23 protein-coding genes are annotated in these 20,346 nt (G+C 39.3%); 17 read left to right on the top strand and 6 right to left on the bottom strand.

The window, feature by feature from the left end; all coding sequences use genetic code 11:
• Window positions 1-318 precede the first annotated feature (318 nt).
• The 12 genes from rpmH to rlmC all read left to right on the top strand — a co-directional run bounded on the left by rpmH (window position 319) and on the right by rlmC (window position 10,238).
• Window positions 319-453: a 50S ribosomal protein L34 gene (gene rpmH / locus INQ00_RS09710; RefSeq protein WP_005539760.1), complete on the top strand. Its 135-nt coding sequence runs from the start codon at window positions 319-321 to the stop codon at window positions 451-453.
• A gap of 12 nt (window positions 454-465) precedes the next feature.
• A complete protein-coding gene (gene rnpA / locus INQ00_RS09705; protein ID WP_049369437.1) occupies window positions 466-834 on the top strand; it encodes a ribonuclease P protein component in 369 nt (122 codons plus the stop codon).
• Complete coding sequence (yidD, locus tag INQ00_RS09700) at window positions 789-1,052, top strand: membrane protein insertion efficiency factor YidD (RefSeq protein ID WP_197546923.1); 264 nt, start codon at window positions 789-791, stop codon at window positions 1,050-1,052. Before rnpA ends, yidD begins: the two co-directional genes overlap by 46 nt.
• Window positions 1,052-2,680, top strand: a complete 1,629-nt coding sequence (gene yidC / locus INQ00_RS09695) for a membrane protein insertase YidC (RefSeq protein ID WP_197546922.1) — start codon at window positions 1,052-1,054, stop codon at window positions 2,678-2,680. The genes yidD and yidC overlap by 1 nt, the downstream gene beginning before the upstream one ends.
• 40 nt (window positions 2,681-2,720) lie before the next feature.
• The gene (locus tag INQ00_RS09690) at window positions 2,721-3,299 is read left to right on the top strand and encodes a hypothetical protein (protein WP_197546921.1); all 579 of its coding nucleotides are present in this window, start codon (window positions 2,721-2,723) and stop codon (window positions 3,297-3,299) included.
• Window positions 3,300-3,352: 53 nt separating this feature from the next.
• Window positions 3,353-4,711 (top strand): tRNA uridine-5-carboxymethylaminomethyl(34) synthesis GTPase MnmE, encoded by a 1,359-nt coding sequence (gene mnmE, locus INQ00_RS09685; RefSeq protein ID WP_197546920.1) that lies wholly within the window; start codon window positions 3,353-3,355, stop codon window positions 4,709-4,711.
• 10 nt (window positions 4,712-4,721) lie between these two features.
• Entirely contained in the window at window positions 4,722-5,279 is a 558-nt protein-coding gene (locus INQ00_RS09680; protein ID WP_197546919.1) for a manganese efflux pump MntP, read from the top strand.
• Window positions 5,280-5,346: 67 nt separating this feature from the next.
• A complete protein-coding gene (ppiD, locus tag INQ00_RS09675) occupies window positions 5,347-7,224 on the top strand; it encodes a peptidylprolyl isomerase (protein WP_197546918.1) in 1,878 nt (625 codons plus the stop codon).
• Between the two features lie 100 nt (window positions 7,225-7,324).
• On the top strand, window positions 7,325-7,675 hold the full coding sequence (gene hinT, locus INQ00_RS09670) for a purine nucleoside phosphoramidase (protein ID WP_005695575.1): 351 nt from the start codon (window positions 7,325-7,327) through the stop codon (window positions 7,673-7,675).
• Window positions 7,675-8,022 carry a DUF1425 domain-containing protein gene (locus tag INQ00_RS09665; protein ID WP_049357021.1) on the top strand — a complete coding sequence of 116 codons (348 nt, stop codon included), beginning with the start codon at window positions 7,675-7,677 and terminating at the stop codon, window positions 8,020-8,022. Before hinT ends, INQ00_RS09665 begins: the two co-directional genes overlap by 1 nt.
• A gap of 3 nt (window positions 8,023-8,025) precedes the next feature.
• Complete coding sequence (gene nagZ / locus INQ00_RS09660; protein ID WP_197546917.1) at window positions 8,026-9,069, top strand: beta-N-acetylhexosaminidase; 1,044 nt, start codon at window positions 8,026-8,028, stop codon at window positions 9,067-9,069.
• Window positions 9,066-10,238 (top strand): 23S rRNA (uracil(747)-C(5))-methyltransferase RlmC, encoded by a 1,173-nt coding sequence (rlmC, locus tag INQ00_RS09655; protein ID WP_197546916.1) that lies wholly within the window; start codon window positions 9,066-9,068, stop codon window positions 10,236-10,238. The genes nagZ and rlmC overlap by 4 nt, the downstream gene beginning before the upstream one ends.
• A 33-nt stretch (window positions 10,239-10,271) precedes the next feature.
• Here the strand turns inward: rlmC and INQ00_RS09650 are convergent, their stop codons facing one another.
• From INQ00_RS09650 to INQ00_RS09625, 6 genes are all read right to left on the bottom strand, one after another.
• On the bottom strand, window positions 10,272-11,105 hold the full coding sequence (locus tag INQ00_RS09650) for a metal ABC transporter permease (protein WP_232086604.1): 834 nt from the start codon (window positions 11,103-11,105) through the stop codon (window positions 10,272-10,274).
• The gene (locus tag INQ00_RS09645) at window positions 11,098-11,949 is read right to left on the bottom strand and encodes a metal ABC transporter permease (protein WP_049369424.1); all 852 of its coding nucleotides are present in this window, start codon (window positions 11,947-11,949) and stop codon (window positions 11,098-11,100) included. Before INQ00_RS09645 ends, INQ00_RS09650 begins: the two co-directional genes overlap by 8 nt.
• Before the next feature lie 3 nt (window positions 11,950-11,952).
• The gene (locus tag INQ00_RS09640; protein ID WP_065243886.1) at window positions 11,953-12,855 is read right to left on the bottom strand and encodes a manganese/iron ABC transporter ATP-binding protein; all 903 of its coding nucleotides are present in this window, start codon (window positions 12,853-12,855) and stop codon (window positions 11,953-11,955) included.
• Window positions 12,855-13,736 (bottom strand): metal ABC transporter substrate-binding protein, encoded by an 882-nt coding sequence (locus INQ00_RS09635; protein ID WP_065243887.1) that lies wholly within the window; start codon window positions 13,734-13,736, stop codon window positions 12,855-12,857. The genes INQ00_RS09640 and INQ00_RS09635 overlap by 1 nt, the downstream gene beginning before the upstream one ends.
• Before the next feature lie 153 nt (window positions 13,737-13,889).
• Window positions 13,890-14,765, bottom strand: a complete 876-nt coding sequence (locus INQ00_RS09630) for a D-alanyl-D-alanine carboxypeptidase family protein (RefSeq protein ID WP_049363744.1) — start codon at window positions 14,763-14,765, stop codon at window positions 13,890-13,892.
• 5 nt (window positions 14,766-14,770) lie between these two features.
• A complete protein-coding gene (locus INQ00_RS09625) occupies window positions 14,771-15,040 on the bottom strand; it encodes a hypothetical protein (RefSeq protein ID WP_178160845.1) in 270 nt (89 codons plus the stop codon).
• Between the two features lie 27 nt (window positions 15,041-15,067).
• On the opposite strand from INQ00_RS09625, the gene rlmN reads away from it, so the two are divergent.
• The 5 genes from rlmN to hisS all read left to right on the top strand — a co-directional run bounded on the left by rlmN (window position 15,068) and on the right by hisS (window position 20,338).
• A complete protein-coding gene (gene rlmN / locus INQ00_RS09620; RefSeq protein ID WP_049363743.1) occupies window positions 15,068-16,216 on the top strand; it encodes a dual-specificity RNA methyltransferase RlmN in 1,149 nt (382 codons plus the stop codon).
• 69 nt (window positions 16,217-16,285) lie between these two features.
• Window positions 16,286-16,828 (top strand): type IV pilus biogenesis/stability protein PilW, encoded by a 543-nt coding sequence (gene pilW, locus INQ00_RS09615; protein ID WP_197546915.1) that lies wholly within the window; start codon window positions 16,286-16,288, stop codon window positions 16,826-16,828.
• Window positions 16,829-16,903: 75 nt separating this feature from the next.
• Window positions 16,904-17,932, top strand: coding sequence for a RodZ domain-containing protein (locus INQ00_RS09610; RefSeq protein WP_197546914.1), 1,029 nt, complete (start codon window positions 16,904-16,906; stop codon window positions 17,930-17,932).
• Window positions 17,933-17,950: 18 nt separating this feature from the next.
• On the top strand, window positions 17,951-19,057 hold the full coding sequence (gene ispG / locus INQ00_RS09605) for a flavodoxin-dependent (E)-4-hydroxy-3-methylbut-2-enyl-diphosphate synthase (RefSeq protein ID WP_197546913.1): 1,107 nt from the start codon (window positions 17,951-17,953) through the stop codon (window positions 19,055-19,057).
• A gap of 9 nt (window positions 19,058-19,066) precedes the next feature.
• The gene (hisS, locus tag INQ00_RS09600) at window positions 19,067-20,338 is read left to right on the top strand and encodes a histidine--tRNA ligase (RefSeq protein WP_197546912.1); all 1,272 of its coding nucleotides are present in this window, start codon (window positions 19,067-19,069) and stop codon (window positions 20,336-20,338) included.
• The last annotated feature ends 8 nt before the right edge of the window (window positions 20,339-20,346 follow it).

Genomic DNA, 20,346 nt, shown 5'->3' with positions numbered 1-20,346 from the left:
GATAAATTATCCTTATGTTATATGCGTATAAAATAAAAGCCGCAAAAGTGCGGTTAAAAATCGAAGAGAATTTTACAATAATTTAGGCAAAAGATCTTCTGTTGCTCATCAAAAAAAGACAAAAAGGTTGCTTGAGATTTTGCCCAAAATCCGTATAATCCCCACGATTTTAGAAGAAACAGAAGATTATTTCGGAATTTTCTCTTTTCTTATTTGACGAAAGCCCAATTTATGATTAAAATTGCGGTCTATTTTTTATAACCCTTGTTGTGTTTTGAATATCAAAACAGTAAACCATTTTGATTTAGGTAGATTACAATGAAACGTACATTTCAACCTTCTGTATTAAAACGTAGCCGTACTCACGGTTTCCGTGCTCGTATGGCAACTAAAAACGGCCGTCAAGTTTTAGCTCGTCGTCGTGCTAAAGGTCGTAAGAGTTTATCTGCATAATCACCGTTTTTAGTGATTAAGCTAAACTTCTCTCGGGAGTTACGATTGTTAACTCCCACTCAATTTAAAAATGTCTTCGAACAACCGTTTCGAGCAAGCACCCCTGAAATTACCATTCTCGCACGCAAAAATAATCTTGAGCACCCACGCTTAGGTTTAACTGTGGCTAAAAAACATCTTAAACGAGCGCATGATCGTAATCGTATCAAACGTTTAGTTCGTGAAAGTTTTCGTTTATCCCAACATAATTTGCCTTCTTGTGACTTTGTCTTTGTAGCGAAACGTGGCATTGGTCAGCTTGATAATAAAACGTTTTTACAAACTTTGGATAAATTATGGGCACGTCACATTCGTTTGGCACAAAAATCCTCATCGCTTTAATTAAGTTTTATCAAGTAGCGATTAGTCCTTTAATTGGGCCGCGTTGTCGTTTTGTACCAACCTGTTCTTGCTATGGTATTGAGGCGTTAAAAACACATGGATTGTTAAAAGGTAGTTGGCTTACGCTAAAACGTGTATTAAAATGTCACCCCTTAAGCGACGGTGGATTCGATCCTGTTCCGCCGAAAAAGATTAATAATAACGATGAGAAAAAATAATGGACTCAAGACGTAGCCTATTAGTGCTTGCACTACTCTTTATTTCTTTCCTTGTTTATCAGCAATGGCAACTTGATAAAAATCCACCGGTTCAACAACAGACCACGGAACAAACAACAACCGCCTCTTCTGATGTACCGGCAAGTTCTTCTTCATCTGCCGAAGTAGTGGCAGACTCACAAACCAAAGGTCACATTATTACATTAGAAAATGATGTATTCCGTTTGAAAGTGGATACATTAGGTGGTGATGTAATCAGTTCTGAATTATTAAAATATGATGCAGAATTAAATTCAAAAGAACCTTTCGTTTTATTAAAAGATACAAACGAGCATGTTTACATTGCACAAAGCGGCTTAATCGGTAAAAACGGGATCGATACAAAAGCAGGTCGCGCGCAATATCAAGTTACGGGTGATAATTTCAAATTAGCAGAAGGTCAAAATGAACTTTCTGTACCACTAACATTTGAAAAAGATGGTGTCACTTATCGTAAAATCTTTGTATTAAAACGCGATAGCTATGATGTAGGTGTTAACTTTGAAATTGTGAACCAAAGTGGTAGCGCAATTGAAGTTGAACCTTATGGCCAATTAAAACATACATTAGTTGAAAGCAGCGGTAACGTGGCAATGCCTACTTATACTGGTGGTGCATATTCTTCTTCTGAAACAAATTACAAAAAATACAGCTTCAGCGATATGAAAGACAAAAATCTTTCTATCGATACCAAAGGAGGTTGGGTTGCTGTTTTACAACACTATTTCGTATCAGCTTGGATCCCAAATCAAGATGTAAATAACCAACTTTATAGTATTACAGATAGCAAAAATAACGTCGCATCTATTGGTTATCGTGGTCCTGTGGTTTCTATTCCAGCGGGTGCAACAGAAACAATTACCAGCTCATTATGGACAGGTCCCAAATTACAAAACAAAATGGCTGAAGTGGCTAACCACTTAGACTTGACTGTAGATTACGGTTGGGCATGGTTTATCGCGAAACCATTATTCTGGTTATTAACTTTTATTCAAAGTATTGTATCTAACTGGGGTGTGGCAATTATTTGTGTCACCTTAGTGGTTAAAGCGATTTTATATCCGCTTACAAAAGCACAATACACTTCTATGGCGAAAATGCGTATGTTGCAACCGAAAATGCAAGAAATGCGCGAACGTTTTGGTGATGATCGCCAACGTATGAGCCAAGAAATGATGAAACTTTACAAAGAAGAAAAAGTAAATCCACTTGGCGGTTGCTTACCATTAATCCTTCAAATGCCAATTTTCATCGCATTATATTGGACGTTTATGGAGGCGGTTGAACTTCGCCATGCACCATTCTTTGGTTGGATTCAAGATTTATCGGCACAAGACCCTTACTACATTCTCCCAATCTTAATGGGCGGATCAATGTTCTTGTTACAAAAAATGTCACCGACACCAGTTGCAGATCCAATGCAACAAAAAGTGATGAATTTCATGCCGTTGATCTTCATGTTCTTCTTCCTCTGGTTCCCGGCAGGTCTCGTACTTTACTGGTTAGTATCTAACTTAATCACTATCGTACAACAACAAATGATCTACCGTGGTTTAGAGAAAAAAGGGTTACATACCCGTAAAAAATAATCACTAACCGCACCTTTGGGTGCGGTTTTTACATATATTTATGATGTTCAATACAAGACTAAAAGTCATTTCGTTATTTATTTTAATTGGGTTAATTATATATCCTACGTTTTCGGATAAGACCCTACTTCCTGGTGCACGTCTTGATGTTTATGTTTCCCTTGTATTAAGCATTCTTCTTTTTTTTGTCGTGATTTATTGGGAAGTGGAAAATGTCCTTTTACAAAGAAAGGCAAAGCCTAAAAGAGCTTCCAATAAAAAGAAACCCAAAGAAAATATTTTTTATCACATACTCATGAAAGTATTGGGGTATATTATTATGTGTAGTGGTTTTTTTTGTTGCTTTTTCTTACTTTCAAACACTTTATTAACGTTCTATGTTTCCATTTGGGGACAAGAAGAAAACTATATAGCCGAGGTTACTTATAAGCGTAAAAACAAATCGATATATAGTATTAATATTTCATCTAATCAATATGGAAATGAAAGATTCACTTCTAAAAAGGTTTATAATTCGGTAGAGAATGGGCAAATACTCCAAATTTATAAAAAAAGAACGAGCTCGCTCTCCTATATTGATGCATCTGAAGTAATGAAACTTAATGCTCTTTCCAATTAATTTTTCCTCAAGATAACCGCAATATTAGAGCGGTCAATTTTTAGTGAGTTTTTATGAAAGAAACAATCGTCGCCCAAGCGACAGCGCCAGGACGTGGCGGTATTGGTATTTTGCGTGTATCCGGCCCAAAAGCGGTTGAAGTAGCACAAGCGGTACTAGGTAAATGTCCTAAACCAAGAATGGCAGATTATTTACCTTTTAAAGATGCTGATGGCACAGTATTAGATCAAGGCATTGCGCTTTATTTTAAATCGCCGAATTCCTTTACCGGTGAAGATGTATTGGAATTGCAAGGTCATGGCGGACAAGTGGTATTAGATTTGTTGCTAAAACGAATCTTACAACTTGATGGTGTTCGTCTTGCGCGTCCAGGTGAATTTTCTGAACAGGCTTTTTTAAACGATAAATTAGATTTAGCCCAAGCTGAAGCCATTGCCGATTTGATTGATGCGACTTCGGAGCAAGCTGCTCGTTCAGCATTAAAATCATTACAAGGTGAATTTTCTAATAAAGTGAATCAGTTAGTGGATTCCGTGATTTATCTTCGTACTTATGTAGAAGCGTCGATTGATTTCCCCTATGAAGAAATTGACTTTTTGGCAGACGGTAAAATCGAAGCAAAATTACGAGAAATTATTGATCAACTTGATTTAGTTCGTAGTGAAGCGAAACAAGGCTCGATTTTGCGTGAAGGGATGAGAGTGGTGATTGCCGGTCGTCCAAATGCAGGTAAATCAAGTTTACTGAATGCTTTAGCGGGCAGAGAGGCCGCCATTGTGACAGATATTGCAGGAACCACTCGTGATGTGTTGCGTGAGCATATTCATATTGATGGCATGCCTTTACATATTATTGATACTGCAGGACTTCGTGAAGCGACAGATGAAGTTGAACGTATCGGAATCTCGCGTGCGTGGACTGAAATTGAGCAAGCCGATCGTATTATCTTAATGTTAGACAGCAGCGATCCTGACAGCCAAAATATTGAAAAAGTACGGTCAGAATTTTTGTCAAAATTACCGAATAATATGCCGGTGACCATTGTTCGTAATAAAGTAGATTTAAGCGGCGAGGCAGTTGGGATAAAAGAAGAAAATGGCACAACGACCGTTTGTTTATCCGCCCAAACACATCAAGGCGTAGATTTATTGCGTGAGCATTTAAAACAGGCAATGGGATTCCAAACAGGGATGGAAGGTGGTTTCTTAGCGCGCCGTCGTCATCTTGATGCCTTAGAAAAAGCGGCCGAACATTTACAAATTGGATTAGTCCAATTAACCGAGTTTCATGCAGGTGAATTATTGGCGGAAGAACTTCGTTTAGTTCAAGCTAACCTGAGTGAAATTACGGGGCAATTTACCTCGGATGATTTGCTCGGTAATATTTTCAGTTCTTTCTGTATTGGAAAATAAACGTTAGTTTATGACTTTTCATATGTTGTGGGTCATTGCTCTTGGTCTCTCGATGGATCCCTTTGCAGTTTCCATCTCTAAAGGCTTAGCAATGCGCGCTTTTCGATGGAAACAAGCATTAGCTATCGCATGCTGTTTTGGGTTATTCCAAGGCATCATGCCTGCAATCGGCTATGTTGTCGGACTGCAATTTAGTCAGATGATTCAAAATTGGGATCATTGGATTGCCTTTGTTTTGCTTGCTCTCATCGGTGTGAATATGATTCGAGAAGGACTTAGCTCGGATGATGAACCCGCTCCCTCATTGATTAGTTTAAAACACTTGCTAACACTTGGTGTGGCAACGAGTATTGATGCGTTAGCCATTGGTGTCTCTTTTGCTTTTCTTTCCGTGGATATTTTATTGGCTGTTTTCATCATAGGTTTAACAACCTTTGTCATCTCTTTTATTGGTGTAAAGAGCGGTCATTTTTTAGGGAAAAAATTCAAAAGCAAAGCAGAGATTTTTGGCGGTTTAGTGTTATTAGTCATGGCTGTGAAAATCCTACACGAACATGGTGTTTTTTAAGTGCGAATTTTCGCCTTTTAGATTATAATCTTACGAACTTTGTCTTTTTTAAAAGGGTAATAATTGAATGTTAATTGAAAAAATGCATGGCGTCGCCCATAGCTTTATCGGGAAAGCGATCTTTGCTTTACTTCCAGTTTCATTTTTAATTGGTGGGATGTCTGGCTATTTGTATGGTGGCAACGAGAGTTTTGCTGCAAAAGTAAATGGTGAAACTATCTCTCAACAAGATTTTTTAAATCGTTACAACCAAGAGTTTGAAGCGCGTGCACAACAAGAAGGCGAGAGTTTCTTAGCGAAAACTGACTCGGTGGAATTTGTGACCGCACTTCGTCAAAATTTAATTCAACGTTTAGTTGATCAAGAATTAATCCGTCAATATGCCAAAGAATTAAAATTAGGTGTAAGTGACGACATGATCAAACGTGCGATTGTAAGCGATCCTAACTTACAATCTAACGGTAAATTTGATAACGCTCGTTATCAACAATTATTGACTCAAAATGGTTTAACGTCAGATACTTATGCGGCTATTTTACGTAATGCATTAACACTTGAACAAATGCAAAACGGTTTGGCTGACAGTGAATTTGTTGTGCCGGCTCAAGTAAAAGATAGTGCACAAACCTTTTTCCAAAAACGTATCGCTCGTCTTGCAACCCTTCCATTAGCTGATGAAGTGGCAAAACAAAAAGTGACAGAAGAAGAAATTAAAGCGTATTACGATGCGAATGCGAAATCACTAGTTCAACCTGAACAGGCGAAAGTGCAATATATTCGCGTTTCAGCGAATGAATTAGGTAAATTACAACCTGTAACTGAAACACAAATTGCGCAATATTATCAAGAAAATAAAGCGCAATTCATTAGCCAAAAATTAGCGCATATCCAATTAGCAACTGAGAAAGAAGCGGATGCGGTTTATCAAGAACTGCAAAAAGGCGCTGATTTTGCTGAGTTAGCAAAAGCGAAATCTGTGGATAAACTTTCTGGTGCACAAGGCGGTGAATTAGGTTGGGTAAAAGACAACGAATTACCGAAAAACTTTGAAGATGCAGCATTATTATTAAATGTTGGTCAATATAGCACACCAGTTAATGTGGATGGGGCTTACCATATTATTTTAGTGCAAGATCGTAAAGAACGTACTTTAGACGAAGTAAAAGAGCAAATCGCGGATATCGTACGTAAAAACTTAGCAGGAAGTCGTTTCCAAGCGGTAGAAAAAGCGGTTCGTGCAAAAGCAGCAGAAAGCAGTGATTCTTTAGCTGCGGTAGCAGAAGCAGCAGGCGTGAAAGTGGAAGAAACAGATTATTTCGGTAAAAATAATGTCCCTGCGGCATTAAATTTCCCAAATGTGACTTCTGCCATTTTTGAATCAGATATTGCAAACGGTGGCGCAAATTCTGAGCCATTAACGGTTGGTGAAAATGAATTTGTTGTGGTGCGTGTCGTGGATCATAAAGCTGAGGGTTTACAAAGCCTTGATGAAGCGAAAGCAACGATTGAGCAATTCTTAAAACGTGAAAAAGCCGATAAAGTATTGGCTGAAAAAGCAGAGCAAGCGGTTAAAGCGCTATCTGCCGATCTAACCAAATTACCTGCAGGTATTAGTTTTGGTGAGCCACAAACCTTTACGTTAGTGGATAATAAAGATCCAGTGCTTTATGAAGGTGTATTTGCCATTGCAAAACCACAAGATGGTAAAGTGGCTTATCAAGTTGCTCGTAACAGCAAAGGTGATGTGGTTGTGGTTGCCCTTGAACGTGTAGAAGAACCTACTTTAAATGAGCAAGAGTTAGCGAAATTTAGCACTCAACTTGTTCGTGTGCGTCAAGGCGAATTGCAAGGACAGTTAATGCAAGCATTACGTGAAAAAGCACAAATCGAGATTAATACCAGCTTTATTAATCAAGATGATTCAGAAGAAGGTGCGGCTCACTAAGCTGATTGAAATGTCATTCATCATCAATTTCTGATGGAAAATAAAAGCAAAGTGCGGTAAATTTTGACCGCACTTTTTTATATAAAACAAGGAGAAGACTATGGCTCAAGAAACTATTTTCAGCAAAATTATTCGCAAAGAAATCCCCGCCAATATTGTTTATCAAGATGAATTAGTGACCGCATTCCGAGATATTTCACCTCAAGCGAAAACCCATATTTTGATTATCCCAAATAAAGTCATTCCAACGGTTAATGATGTGACGGAACAAGATGAAGTTACTTTGGGTCGCTTATTTACTGTCGCGGCTAAAATTGCTAAAGAAGAAGGCATTGCCGAAGACGGTTACCGTTTAATTGTGAACTGTAATAAACATGGTGGACAAGAAGTATTCCATATTCATATGCATCTTGTTGGTGGTGAACCTTTAGGTAGAATGTTGGCGAAATAATGAAAAAGATCCTAATTACAGCAACGGTATTATTTTTAACGGCTTGTTCATCTGCACCAAATATTGTAGGAACCAATAAGCCAATTTTAAATATGGCGGCAAATTTAGCACCGGCTTTAGATGTTGATTTGTCTGATAATACCGCAGCCTTAAAAAATAAAACTACGCAACAACTCAATGTGCTTTACCATCTTTATTGGTATAACACACAAGGTGTAACGCAAGTTTGGCCTAATCAGCAAGAAAGCCAATCAGGCAATATTTTATTGCAACCACAAGAAAAGAAAGTGTTTGAGATACTAAAACCAAGCACAGAAAGTAGCAATTATCGTCTTTACTTACAATAGTTTATGTCCACATTATTAATTGACCTTGAAGGTCATGAGCTCAAACAAGAAGAAGTTGAATTACTGGAACATCCTTTAGTTGCTGGTTTGATTTTATTTACCCGCAATTTTTATGATCGTCAGCAAGTTCAAGCGCTAATTAAATCCATTCGTCAACGAGTGAAAAAGCCTTTATTGGTCACAGTCGATCAAGAAGGTGGTCGCGTGCAACGTTTCCGTGAAGGTTTCACTCAGCTCCCTGCGATGCAGGCTTTTGCGGCATTAGTTGAGGACTCAGCTCAGCAACAGCAAATAGCAAAAGAAGCGGGTTGGCAAATGGCGGCTGAAATGGTGGCGCTAGATATTGATTTGAGTTTTGCTCCGGTGTTGGATTTAGGTCACGAATGTCGTGCGATTGGTGATCGTAGTTTTGGTTGCGATGTAAAAAGTGCGGTCAATTTAGCAGCAGCTTTTATTGATGGTATGCACCAAGCAGGCATGGCAACAACAGGAAAACATTTCCCAGGACACGGCCATGTTTTAGCTGATTCTCATCTTGAAACCCCTTATGATGAGCGAGCAAAAGAAGTGATTTTTAATCATGATATTTTGCCATTTCAGCAATTAATTCAACAGAGTAAGCTTGATGCGATTATGCCGGCTCACGTCATTTATACACAATGTGATAGCCAGCCAGCAAGCGGTTCGAGTTATTGGTTAAAAGAGATTTTGCGTAAACAGTTGGGCTTCCAAGGAGCGATTTTCTCTGATGATTTAGGCATGAAAGGCGCAGGCTTTATGGGCGATTTTGTGGCTCGCAGTGAAAAAGCCTTGAAGGCTGGTTGTGACTTATTATTGCTTTGTAATGAGCGAGAAGGTGTCATTCAAGTGCTTGATAATCTGAAGTTACAGGAAACAACGGGGCATTTCACAGCACGCCAAGCTCGCTTGAAATCTCTCTTTAAACAAAAATCCTTTGATTGGTCAGAACTCACAAAAACTTCGCGTTGGATTGAAAATCATCAAAAACTGACCGCACTTCAACAAGAGTGGCTTGCTTCTAAATGATTGATTGCCATCATTATCAAAAAGGCGATTGCCGTTCTTGTCAATGGCTTGAAATGCCTTATGAACAGCAACTCGCCAAGAAAGAAAAGCATCTAAAACAACAACTTGTCAAATTAGATTGTGATAATTTAATTTGGCATCCGCCTTTTTATTTCTCCGAGTCAGCTTTTCGTAATAAAGCGAAAATGGTTGTAAGTGGCGCGGTGGAACGTCCCATTTTAGGTATTTTACAAGACCCGACTGATCCACAAAGTGCGGTGGATTTATGTGATTGTCCGCTTTATCCGCAACGCTTTGCTGAACTCTTTCCGATTCTAAAAGATTTTATTGGGCGCGCGGGTTTAGTCCCTTATAACGTGGCTAAGCAAAAAGGTGAGCTCAAATATATTCTGCTCACAGAAAGCCAACATACAAAAAAATTGATGTTGCGTTTTGTATTGCGTTCAGAAACTAAATTGCCGTTAATTCAACGTGAATTTGCAGGGTTATTGGAAAAATTACCACAACTTGAAGTGGTGAGTGTGAATATCCAACCTCAACATGCGGCGATCTTAGAAGGTGAGAAAGAAATCTTTTTAACTGAACAGCACACCTTATCAGAAAGCTTTAACGGTATTCCGTTGTTTATTCGCCCTCAAGGTTTCTTCCAAACGAATCCACTTGTAGCACAAGGGCTATATGCAACGGCACAAGATTGGGTACAAGATTTGCCGATTACTAAACTTTGGGACCTCTTTTGTGGTGTAGGTGGTTTTGGACTTCATTGCGCTAAAGCTTTGCAGGATAAACATCAACAAGAAGTGGAATTAACGGGAATTGAAATTTCGCCATCTGCTATTCAAGCGGCGACTCTATCCGCTCAGGTGTTAGGGTTAAACAACGTTAAATTCCAATCATTGGATGCGGCTAATTTTGCTTTAACACAAGATGAAAACATCCCTGATTTGGTGATCGTCAATCCGCCTCGTAGAGGTATCGGAAAGGAACTCGCTGAGTTTCTCAATGAAATGCAACCGCACTTTATTCTTTATTCCAGCTGTAACGCGATTTCCATGGGAAAAGATTTGCAACACCTAACCAATTATAAACTTACTCAAATTCAATTATTTGATATGTTCCCGCATACAGCGCATTATGAAGCACTGATATTATTAAAACGCAATGGTTAACAAAAAAGCTAACAGAAATGTTAGCTTTTTTATTTAGAAATTTAACCGCACTTTTATTTTGCTATAAATCAGGGCAATTAAGAAAAATACGGCCTGTAGCAAAATAATACACGCGCCAGTGGATGCATCAAAATGATAGCTAAGTAGCACGCCTAATAGACTTGCAGTTACAGCGCTGATGATTGCGATAACGAGCATTTTATCGAAGCGATTGGTCAGTGTTAGCGCGGTGATGCCAGGCGCAATTAGCATCGCTACAACCAAAATAACCCCAACGACTTGCATCGTACTCACAATAGTGAGCGCGAGTAATGTGAGCAAGCCATAATGCAATAATTTAGGCGAGAGACCAGCAACACGAGCATGGCTCGGATCAAAGCAATAAAGCAGAAAATCACGACGCTTTAATCCAAGTAAAATAAAAATGATCAAGGCGATGATTGCCGTTTGAATCAGCTCTTGTTGGCTTACACCCAGTACGTTTCCGAATAAGATGTGTGTAAGATGTTGTGAGGTTTGGATTTTAGTGAACAGAACCAAACCAATGGCAAACATTCCCGAAAATACAATTCCCATCGCGGTATCTTCTTTGATTCGACTGTTCTCTTTTAAATAACCTACCCCTAAGGCACAGGCAATACCTGAGATAAAGGCACCAATCACTAATGGAATACCCGCTAGAAAAGCTAAGACAATGCCAGGTAGGACAGCATGAGAAATGGCATCCCCCATCAATGACCATCCTTTCAACACCAAATAGCAAGAGAGTAGTGCACAGATGACGGCAACCACTAATGCCGTGAGTAGCGCATTTTGCATAAAGGAAAATTGAAATGGCTCAACGAAAATGGCGAACATCTCAGTCATAATCCACCACCTTACGTCGTTTTTGACTGATTAATCCGTATTTGGGCGAGAATAGAAAAGCCAATAAAAATAACAAGGTTTGTAATGTTACGATGACACCACCTGTTGCGCCATCCAGATAATAGCTTAAATAGACACCGACGAAACCAGTGATTGCGCCTAATGCTACGGCAATTTTGATAAGAGTTTTGAACTTGTCAGTAAGTAAATAGGCGGTTGCGCCTGGTGTGATTACCATCGCAATCACTAAAATTGCCCCGACAGTTTGTAATGCCGCAACGACACAAGCACTCAAGAGTGTAAAAAAGAGAACTTTGTAAAACAGTGGTGAAAGTCCAACTGTAATTGCTTGCGTTTCATCAAAGAAAATCAGTAACAGATCCTTCCAAAAAATAAGTAATAAGACCAAGCAAATCAACATAATGATGGCTACTTGATAAATATCTTCATCAGCAATCCCGAGGATATTACCGAGAATGATGTTTTGCACATTTATTGAAGTTGGATTCAGAGAAATAATCAACAATCCCAAGGCAAAGAATGTGCTGAAAATAAAGCCGATAACGGCATCTTCTTTGAGTTTAGAAATGGATTTGATCCATAAAATGGAAAGTGCAGCCAAAATTCCGGCAAAAAAAGCACCTAAAGCATAGGGGAGTGAAAAGGCATAAGCTATCGCCACACCCGGAACCACGGAATGAGAGAGCGCGTCGCCAATTAATGACCAACCTTTCAACATTAAATAGGCAGAAAGAAAGGCACAAATGCCACCAACTGCGGCACTTATCCACATGGCTTTTTGCATATATTCATAGGAGAAAGGTTCCAGTAAATATTCAAGCATGGCTTATTCCTTGTCAGACGGAGGCAGACGACAGGATTTTACAGCCGTTGCAGGCGGATCATTTTTGGTTTCACCATAGAAGACAACGGGACGTTCATCATCCGTAAGCACGGTGACAGCACGTTTATCTTCATCATTATGCAGATCTTCACCTAATAATTTGATGTGTCGTAATACACCACCAAAGACTTTTTCCAAATTATGCTGATTAAATGTATTTTCTGTTTTACCGGCAGCTATCACAGTACGGTTAATCATCACCACTTGATCACAGAAATCTGGTACAGAGCCTAAATTATGGGTGGAAACTAAAATCAAATGCCCTTCAGCACGTAACTGACGAAGGAGTTCCACAATGGCATTTTCAGTTTTAACATCCACACCTGTAAAAGGTTCATCAAGCAAGATAATTTTACTTTGTTGTGCTAATGCACGAGCCAAAAATACGCGTTTTTTTTGCCCACCAGAAAGCTCGCCGATTTGCCGTTCAGCTAAATGCTCGATGTTTACTCGTTGCATCGCTTCGAGCACTTTTTGTTTGTCTTCAGCTTTTGGAATGCGTAGGAAATTCATGTAGCCGTAGCGTCCCATCATGACAACATCATAAACGGAGACTGGAAATTGCCAATCGACTTCTTCCGCTTGCGGCACATAGGCAACCAAATTTTGTTTCAATGCTCGATTAATTGGCAAACCACAAAGCGCAATATTGCCTTGCTGTGGCTTGATTAAGCCCATGATGCTTTTGAATAGCGTTGATTTTCCGCTCCCATTTACGCCGACAAGAGCACAGATGGTTCCCCCTTGTAATGCAAAGGCAACATCATAAATTGCAGTGTGCCCGTTGTTGTAACGCACAGTTACATCATTAACGGAAATCGAAGCGGAAAGTGAAAGTGCGGTCATTATTTTTCAAATCCTTTGACTATGGTGGATACAGTGACATTCAGTAAGTCAATATAAGTTGGTACAGGACCGTCAGCGGCAGAAAGAGAATCGACATAAAGCACGCCGCCGTACTTAGCACCGCTTTCTTTCGCTACCTGTTGAGCAGGTTTGGCTGACACGGTACTTTCACTAAATACCACTGGAATGTGATTTTTTTTCACTAAATCGATAAGTTTACGCACTTGTTGAGGCGTACCTTGTTGTTCAGCGTTAATTGGCCATAAATAGCCTTCTTTGAGATCATAATCTTTTGCTAAATAACTAAAGGCGCCTTCACTGGTCACTAACCAACGTTGGTCGGCAGGAATTTTTGAGAGTTTTTCACGTAAAGGTTTATCGAGCTGTTTGATTTTTTCTGCATACGCTGCTGCATTTTTTTGATAAGTATCAGCATTTTGCGGATCGTATTTAACTAATGCATTTTTAATATTTTCGACATAAATCAACGCATTAGATGGCGACATCCAAGCGTGTGGGTTAGGTGCATCTTTATAAGGGCCTTCATAAATAGAAAGTGGCGTGATGCCTTCGGTTACCACAACAGCTGGTTTGTCTTTGATATTTTGGAAGAAACGCTCAAACCAACGCTCTAAATTTAATCCGTTCCATAAAATTAAATCAGCAGATTGAGCTTTTACAATATCTTTAGGGGTCGGTTCATACTCGTGAATTTCTGCACCAGGTTTGGTGATAGATTCCACCGTCGCGGCATCGCCCGCAACATTTTGTGCGATATCCTGAATAACCGTAAATGTGGTCACCACTTTAAATTTCGCTTCGGCTTGTAAAGTAGCTAAACCTAGAGCGATAACAGATAGGCTTTTAAATAAATGCTTCATGAGATCTCCTTAAAAATAATGATTAATTAGCATTCTGCAGAATAATATCATTTTTTATAAGACTTTTAAATGAAAATAATTATCAAATCGATAGGTAATTAAAATTAAAAAGCGGAAAATTTTGTGCAAAATGACCGCTCTTTTTTGAAATGATTAACCACCAACTTGTTGGATTAGGCGATCCATACCCGCTTCATCATAGCCTTCTTCATATTGGGCTTCATCAACGGTAAAGTTGTGCATACTACGTCCTGCGATACAACCGTATTGTTCTAATTTTCCTTTAGTAAAGTTAGTACGAAACGCAGATGAATGGTTATTTAAACTGATCACCCCAATGGTCGCGCGATTACATGGATTTTTATTCACAAAGACTAAATTATAGCCAGATTCGCGAATGTAACCGGTTTTATTAATTGCTGCATCAAACACTTCTTCACGCACTAATTTATTGGTGTTTTTAACAAAAACGCTACGTCCGCCAGCTTGAATGAAAGCACTTGGCATATTAGAGAGGTTTTTGATTTGTGCTTTGTTAAGAGAGTATTTAGCCAGTTTTACGAGATCCATCACACTTGAAATGTTGCTGTCAGATAAACCTGAGCTATCTGAAAAGCGGGTAGAGCGCATACCTAATTCTCTCGCTTTCTCATTCATTTTTTGGATAAATTGCAAACGGCTCATGCCTGCAGAGCGAGAAAGGGCGTGAGCAGCATAGTTATCAGAGTGAACGAGCATCGCTTTTAATAATTCATTACAAGAAATTGGCGTGTATTTTGGTAATTTTGTATGTGTGCCTTTAATGTAATCGTAATCGTCGTCAGTAATCGATGCAGTACAATTTGCGTTTCGATTATTTTCAAGAAACACATTTGCAGTCATTAACTTGGTGACGGAAGCGATAGGTTGAACATGATTCGGTGAGCTACTTTCTAGCACGCGATCATGGGTGAAATCATACACGACATAAGATTGTGCCGTTGCCATTGCTGGCACTAAACACAATACAGAAAGCACTTTTTTTAACATATCTTTTAATATAGCCAACTTAGAGAATAAAACAAAGCTTGTATTCTATCAGTTTTTGTAAGGGTTTGGGATGTGTGAAAGAGAAAAAATTTAAAGTTTTTTAACCGCACTTTTTTCTTTTGTTTTTTTGATTTTTGCGATAGCGATCGCAAAGAAGTGCGGTCAAAATTTTCTTTGTTTTTCAAATCTGCTAGCTTATCCGTCGGTAAATCTGTAAAATCTCGGCTCATTTTTAATATGCGAATTTTTTGTTGCTCAATTCTGAGTAACATCATCGCCGTAATGTGTAATAACGAGGCTTTATGTTAGAACAACCCCTTTCATCCGAAACGAATACCAAAAAGATTAACTTAATGGATTTAACGCGTCAGCAGATGCGTGAGTTTTTTGCTGAATTAGGCGAGAAACCATTTCGTGCGGATCAATTAGTGAAATGGATTTATCATTTTGGCGAAGATAACTTCGACAATATGACCAATATTAATAAAAAATTACGAGAAAAATTAAAAGCGGTCGCTGAAATTAAAGCGCCAGAAGTGGCGGTTGAGCAACGCTCTGCGGATGGCACCATTAAATGGGCGATGCAGGTAGGTGAACAGCAAGTTGAAACGGTCTATATTCCTGAGGCAGATCGCGCAACACTTTGTGTTTCTTCTCAAGTAGGCTGTGCCTTAGCTTGTACCTTTTGTTCGACAGCACAGCAAGGCTTTAACCGTAATTTAACGGTGTCTGAAATTATTGGGCAGGTTTGGCGTGCATCAAAAATTATCGGTAATTTTGGTGTAACGGGTGTTCGTCCGATTACCAATGTGGTGATGATGGGCATGGGTGAACCTTTGTTAAATGTGGCCAATGTTGTACCCGCGATGGAAATTATGCTCGATGATTTCGCATATGGATTGTCTAAACGACGCGTGACGTTATCTACTTCAGGAGTCGTGCCTGCACTCGATATGTTACGTGATAAGATTGATGTAGCATTAGCGATCTCGCTTCACGCACCGAACGATGAATTGCGTGATGAAATTATGCCGATCAATAAAAAATATAACATCAAAATGTTGATGGATTCGGTGCACAGATACTTAGAGGTATCGAATGCTAACCATGGTAAAGTGACTATTGAATATGTGTTATTAGATCATGTGAATGATGGCACAGAGCATGCGCATCAATTAGCTCAAGTGTTAAAAAATACCCCGTGTAAAATTAACTTGATCCCATGGAATCCGTTCCCAGAAGCGCCTTATGGTAAAAGCTCAAATAGCCGTGTCGATCGTTTCCAAAAAACATTAATGGAATACGGTTTTACGGTAATTGTGCGCAAAACTCGTGGTGATGATATTGATGCCGCTTGTGGTCAGTTGGCGGGGGATGTGATCGACCGAACCAAACGTACAGCAATGAAACGTAAGTTTGGTGAAGGTATTGACGTAAAAGCTGTTAACTAAGCTAAATATAGCAATACTTGTAAAGGGAAAATGGCCTAGAGAAGAGTGATAAGATAGAGGAGTGATAAGATGAAATTAATCCCAATTAACATTCTAAGTGCGGTCATTTTTTCTTTTGTTTTTTCTGCTTGTGTTTCTCAGTCTTCTGTTGATTTTAATAAACAACAAGCAGCAAAAGCCCGAGTTGAATTGGCATTAGGCTATCTGCAACAAGAGGATTTTGTTCAAGCAAAACTGAATTTAGATAAAGCCTTTGAACATGATGAACGCTATTATCTTGTGCACTCGGCACTTGCGCATTTTTATCAATTACAAGGCGATACGGAAAAAGCGAAGCAAGCTTATTTACAGTCGATTAAGTTAGACGATAAGCAAGGTGATGTGTATAACAACTTTGGTGCATTTTTATGTGGGCAAGGTGAGTTTGAACAAGCTTATTCACAATTTAATGCGGCACTTGCAGCACCGAATTATTATCATCAAGCTGATACTTACGAAAACATAGCACTTTGTGCTTTTGCTGGAAAACAAACCGACGTTTATCAACAAGCGTTGGATAAATTACGCCAAGTTGATCCTTCTAGAGCAGAAAAGCTCCGCACGCTCAAATAATCATTGCCAAAAGCCCCTTTCGACTTTAAAATTTGGTATTTAGTTTTTTATTTCTATTTCTCTATTTTTATACCTATGAATACAATCGTCGAACAAACTGAAACAACTAAAATCTCCTTTGGGGATAAACTTCGCCAAACACGCGAAGCATTAAATCTTTCTTTAGAAGATGTGGCAAAAGCCATTTCTTTACGTCCAAACATTTTGGCAAAATTAGAAAATAATGAATTTGTCCAAAAAAATATACCTTCAACCTTTTTGAGAGGTTACGTACGTAGTTATGCGAAATTTTTACGTATTCCTGATGCTGAATGGGCTAATTTAACTTTTGGTGAAGCACATAAAAATGATTTAAGTAAAAATACACGTGCGACGCGTTCAGTTAACCAATATTCTTCTCACAGCCGTTGGGTAGGCACACTCACAACAATTATTTTACTCGCTGCTGTTGGAATGACTGGCTTATGGTGGTGGCAAAATTATCAAAAATCAAACGAAGAACGTGATAATTTAGTGCAAACCTACGTTGAAAAAGAAAAAACAGCAGAGCTACCTGCTACTCATTCGAATGAAATTCCAGTAACAGTAAATAGTCAGCCTGCGGTGTCAAGCAATGAAACTACGTCTGTAGCGGAAAAAACAAATAATGTTGCTGAACCCGCTGTTTCAACGACTCAAGAAAATCAAGCTCAACCAGTAAATGCAGAAGTTTCAACAGCTGTAACTTCAGCACCTACCGTTGAACAAGCCCAAGCACCTGTTGTGGAACAAACGTTACCTAACACAGAACCAACAACAGAGAAAACCGTGCCAGATACACAAAGTGCGGTTGAAAACCCCGCTATTTCTGAAGCACCAACTACAGTGAAAGGCGATCTCGTTATTGAGATCACGAAAAATTCAAGCTGGATTAGTGTGAAAGACAAAAACCGTAAAGTATTAGCGCAAAAAGAATATAAACAAGGTGAAACCTTAACCTTTAATGGTGATGAATATGCCTTGATTATCGGTGCGCCAGGTAACGTTCGCATTACTTATAAAGGCGAAGCGTATCCGCTTACAGTTGATGGCCGTGTGGCTAAATTTAAATTACCAAAACCTTAACGAATAATTTACGAAAGAATGTCAGCAGTAAAACCTACTATCAAACGTCGTGAATCGACAAAAATTTATGTGGGCAATGTACCAATCGGTGGTGATGCACCGATTGCCGTACAATCCATGACAAATACTCGCACAACTGATGTTGAAGCGACCGTTGCACAGATTAAATCTTTGGAGCGTGTCGGTGCAGATATTGTGCGTGTTTCTGTACCTACCATGGATGCCGCCGAAGCCTTTAAAATCATTAAACAGCAAGTGAATGTGCCATTAGTGGCGGATATTCATTTTGATTATCGCATTGCGTTAAAAGTGGCTGAATATGGGGTGGATTGCTTACGTATTAATCCAGGCAATATCGGTCGTGAAGATCGTATTCGTGCAGTGGTGGATTGCGCGCGTGATAAAAATATCCCTATCCGTATCGGTGTCAATGCTGGCTCGTTAGAAAAAGATATTCAAGAGAAATTTGGTGAACCAACACCAGAAGCCTTATTAGAATCAGCGTTACGCCACGTTGAGATCTTGGATCGTTTAAACTTCGATCAATTTAAAGTGAGCGTAAAAGCATCAGATGTTTTCCTTGCAGTGGAATCTTACCGTTTACTGGCAAAAGCCATTAAACAGCCGTTGCATTTAGGCATTACGGAGGCTGGTGGCGCGCGTGCGGGTTCAGTGAAATCTGCAATTGGTTTAGGTATGCTGTTAGCGGAAGGTATTGGTGATACCTTACGTGTCTCTTTAGCCGCAGATCCTGTAGAAGAAATTAAAGTTGGTTTTGATATTTTGAAATCATTACGTATTCGTTCTCGCGGGATTAACTTTATTGCTTGTCCAACTTGCTCTCGTCAAGAGTTTGATGTGATCGGCACGGTGAATGCACTGGAACAACGTTTAGAAGATATTATTACCCCAATGGATGTATCTATTATCGGTTGTGTGGTAAATGGCCCGGGTGAAGCATTAGTGTCTGATCTTGGCGTGACCGGTGGTAATAAGAAAAGTGGCTATTATTTAGATGGTGAGCGTCAAAAAGAACGTTTTGATAACGACTCGATTATTGACCAATTAGAAGCAAAAATTCGTGCCAAAGTTGCACAACAAGATCCAAAAAATCGAATTATTTAAGGAAAACTCGTGGCAAAAAATATTCAAGCAATTCGTGGGATGAACGACTGCTCCCCAACTGAATCTCCACTTTGGCAATGGATTGAAGGGCAGGTTCGCCAAATTTTAAGCAGCTACGGCTATTCAGAAGTGCGTATGCCAATCGTGGAAAGTACGCCATTATTTGCTCGTGCAATTGGTGAAGTCACAGATGTTGTCTCAAAAGAAATGTACACATTCTGGGATAATGATGAACAATTAACACTTCGTCCAGAAGGTACGGCAGGATGCGTGCGTGCTGCGATTGAACACGGTTGGATTTACAACAATGAACAACGTTTATGGTATATGGGACCAATGTTCCGCCATGAACGTCCACAAAAAGGTCGTTACCGTCAATTCCACCAAGCAGGTGTCGAAGTATTTGGTATCGCAACCCCTGAAATTGATGCGGAGTTAATTATTTTAACGGCACGTTTGTGGAAAGCGTTAGGTATTGATCAACATGTTTCACTTCAATTAAATTCAATTGGTTCATTAGAAGCACGTGCAAACTATCGTTCTGCATTAGTGGCCTTCTTAGAAAATCACCAAGATTTAATGAGCGAAGAAGAGAAAGAACGTCTTGTAAAAAATCCATTACGTATTTTGGATACTAAAAATCAAGCATTACAAGATGTATTGGACGGTGCGCCAAAATTATTGGATTATTTAGACGATGAAAGTCGCGAGCATTTTGCGCAGTTATGCGGTCTATTAGATGCGGTTGGTATTCAATATGAAATTAATCCAAAATTGGTTCGTGGTTTAGACTATTATAATAAAACCGTATTTGAATGGGTGACATCCGCATTAGGGGCGCAAGGGACCGTATGTGGTGGTGGACGCTATGACGGCTTAGTTGAACAACTTGGTGGCCACGCAACAAGTGGTGTTGGTTTCGCAATGGGCTTAGAGCGTTTAGTGCTACTCGTTCAAGAAGTGAATAAATCGATTCCGGTAAAAAGTGCGGTAGATATTTACGTTGTTTATCAAGGTGAAGGTACAACATTAGCCGCATTCCAGCTCGCGGAAAAACTTCGTTCAGAATTACCGCACTTAAGCACAATGTTGCATTGCAGCGGCGGTAACTTTAAAAAACAATTTAGACGTGCAGATAAGTCTGGTGCGACTCTAGCCCTTGTACTTGGCGAAAGTGAAGTGCAAACTAATCAAGTTGTGGTAAAACACTTACTTGGCACAGCAGAGCAGCAAACCATTGATGTGGCCAATTTAATTGAACACGTGAAAGCCCAATTTTAATTTTAGAA

This window comes from Haemophilus parainfluenzae (assembly GCF_014931275.1).
Lineage (GTDB): Bacteria > Pseudomonadota > Gammaproteobacteria > Enterobacterales > Pasteurellaceae > Haemophilus_D.
Note: the sequence above shows the minus strand (reverse complement) of the source record. Positions and strands in the feature narration are given on the sequence as shown.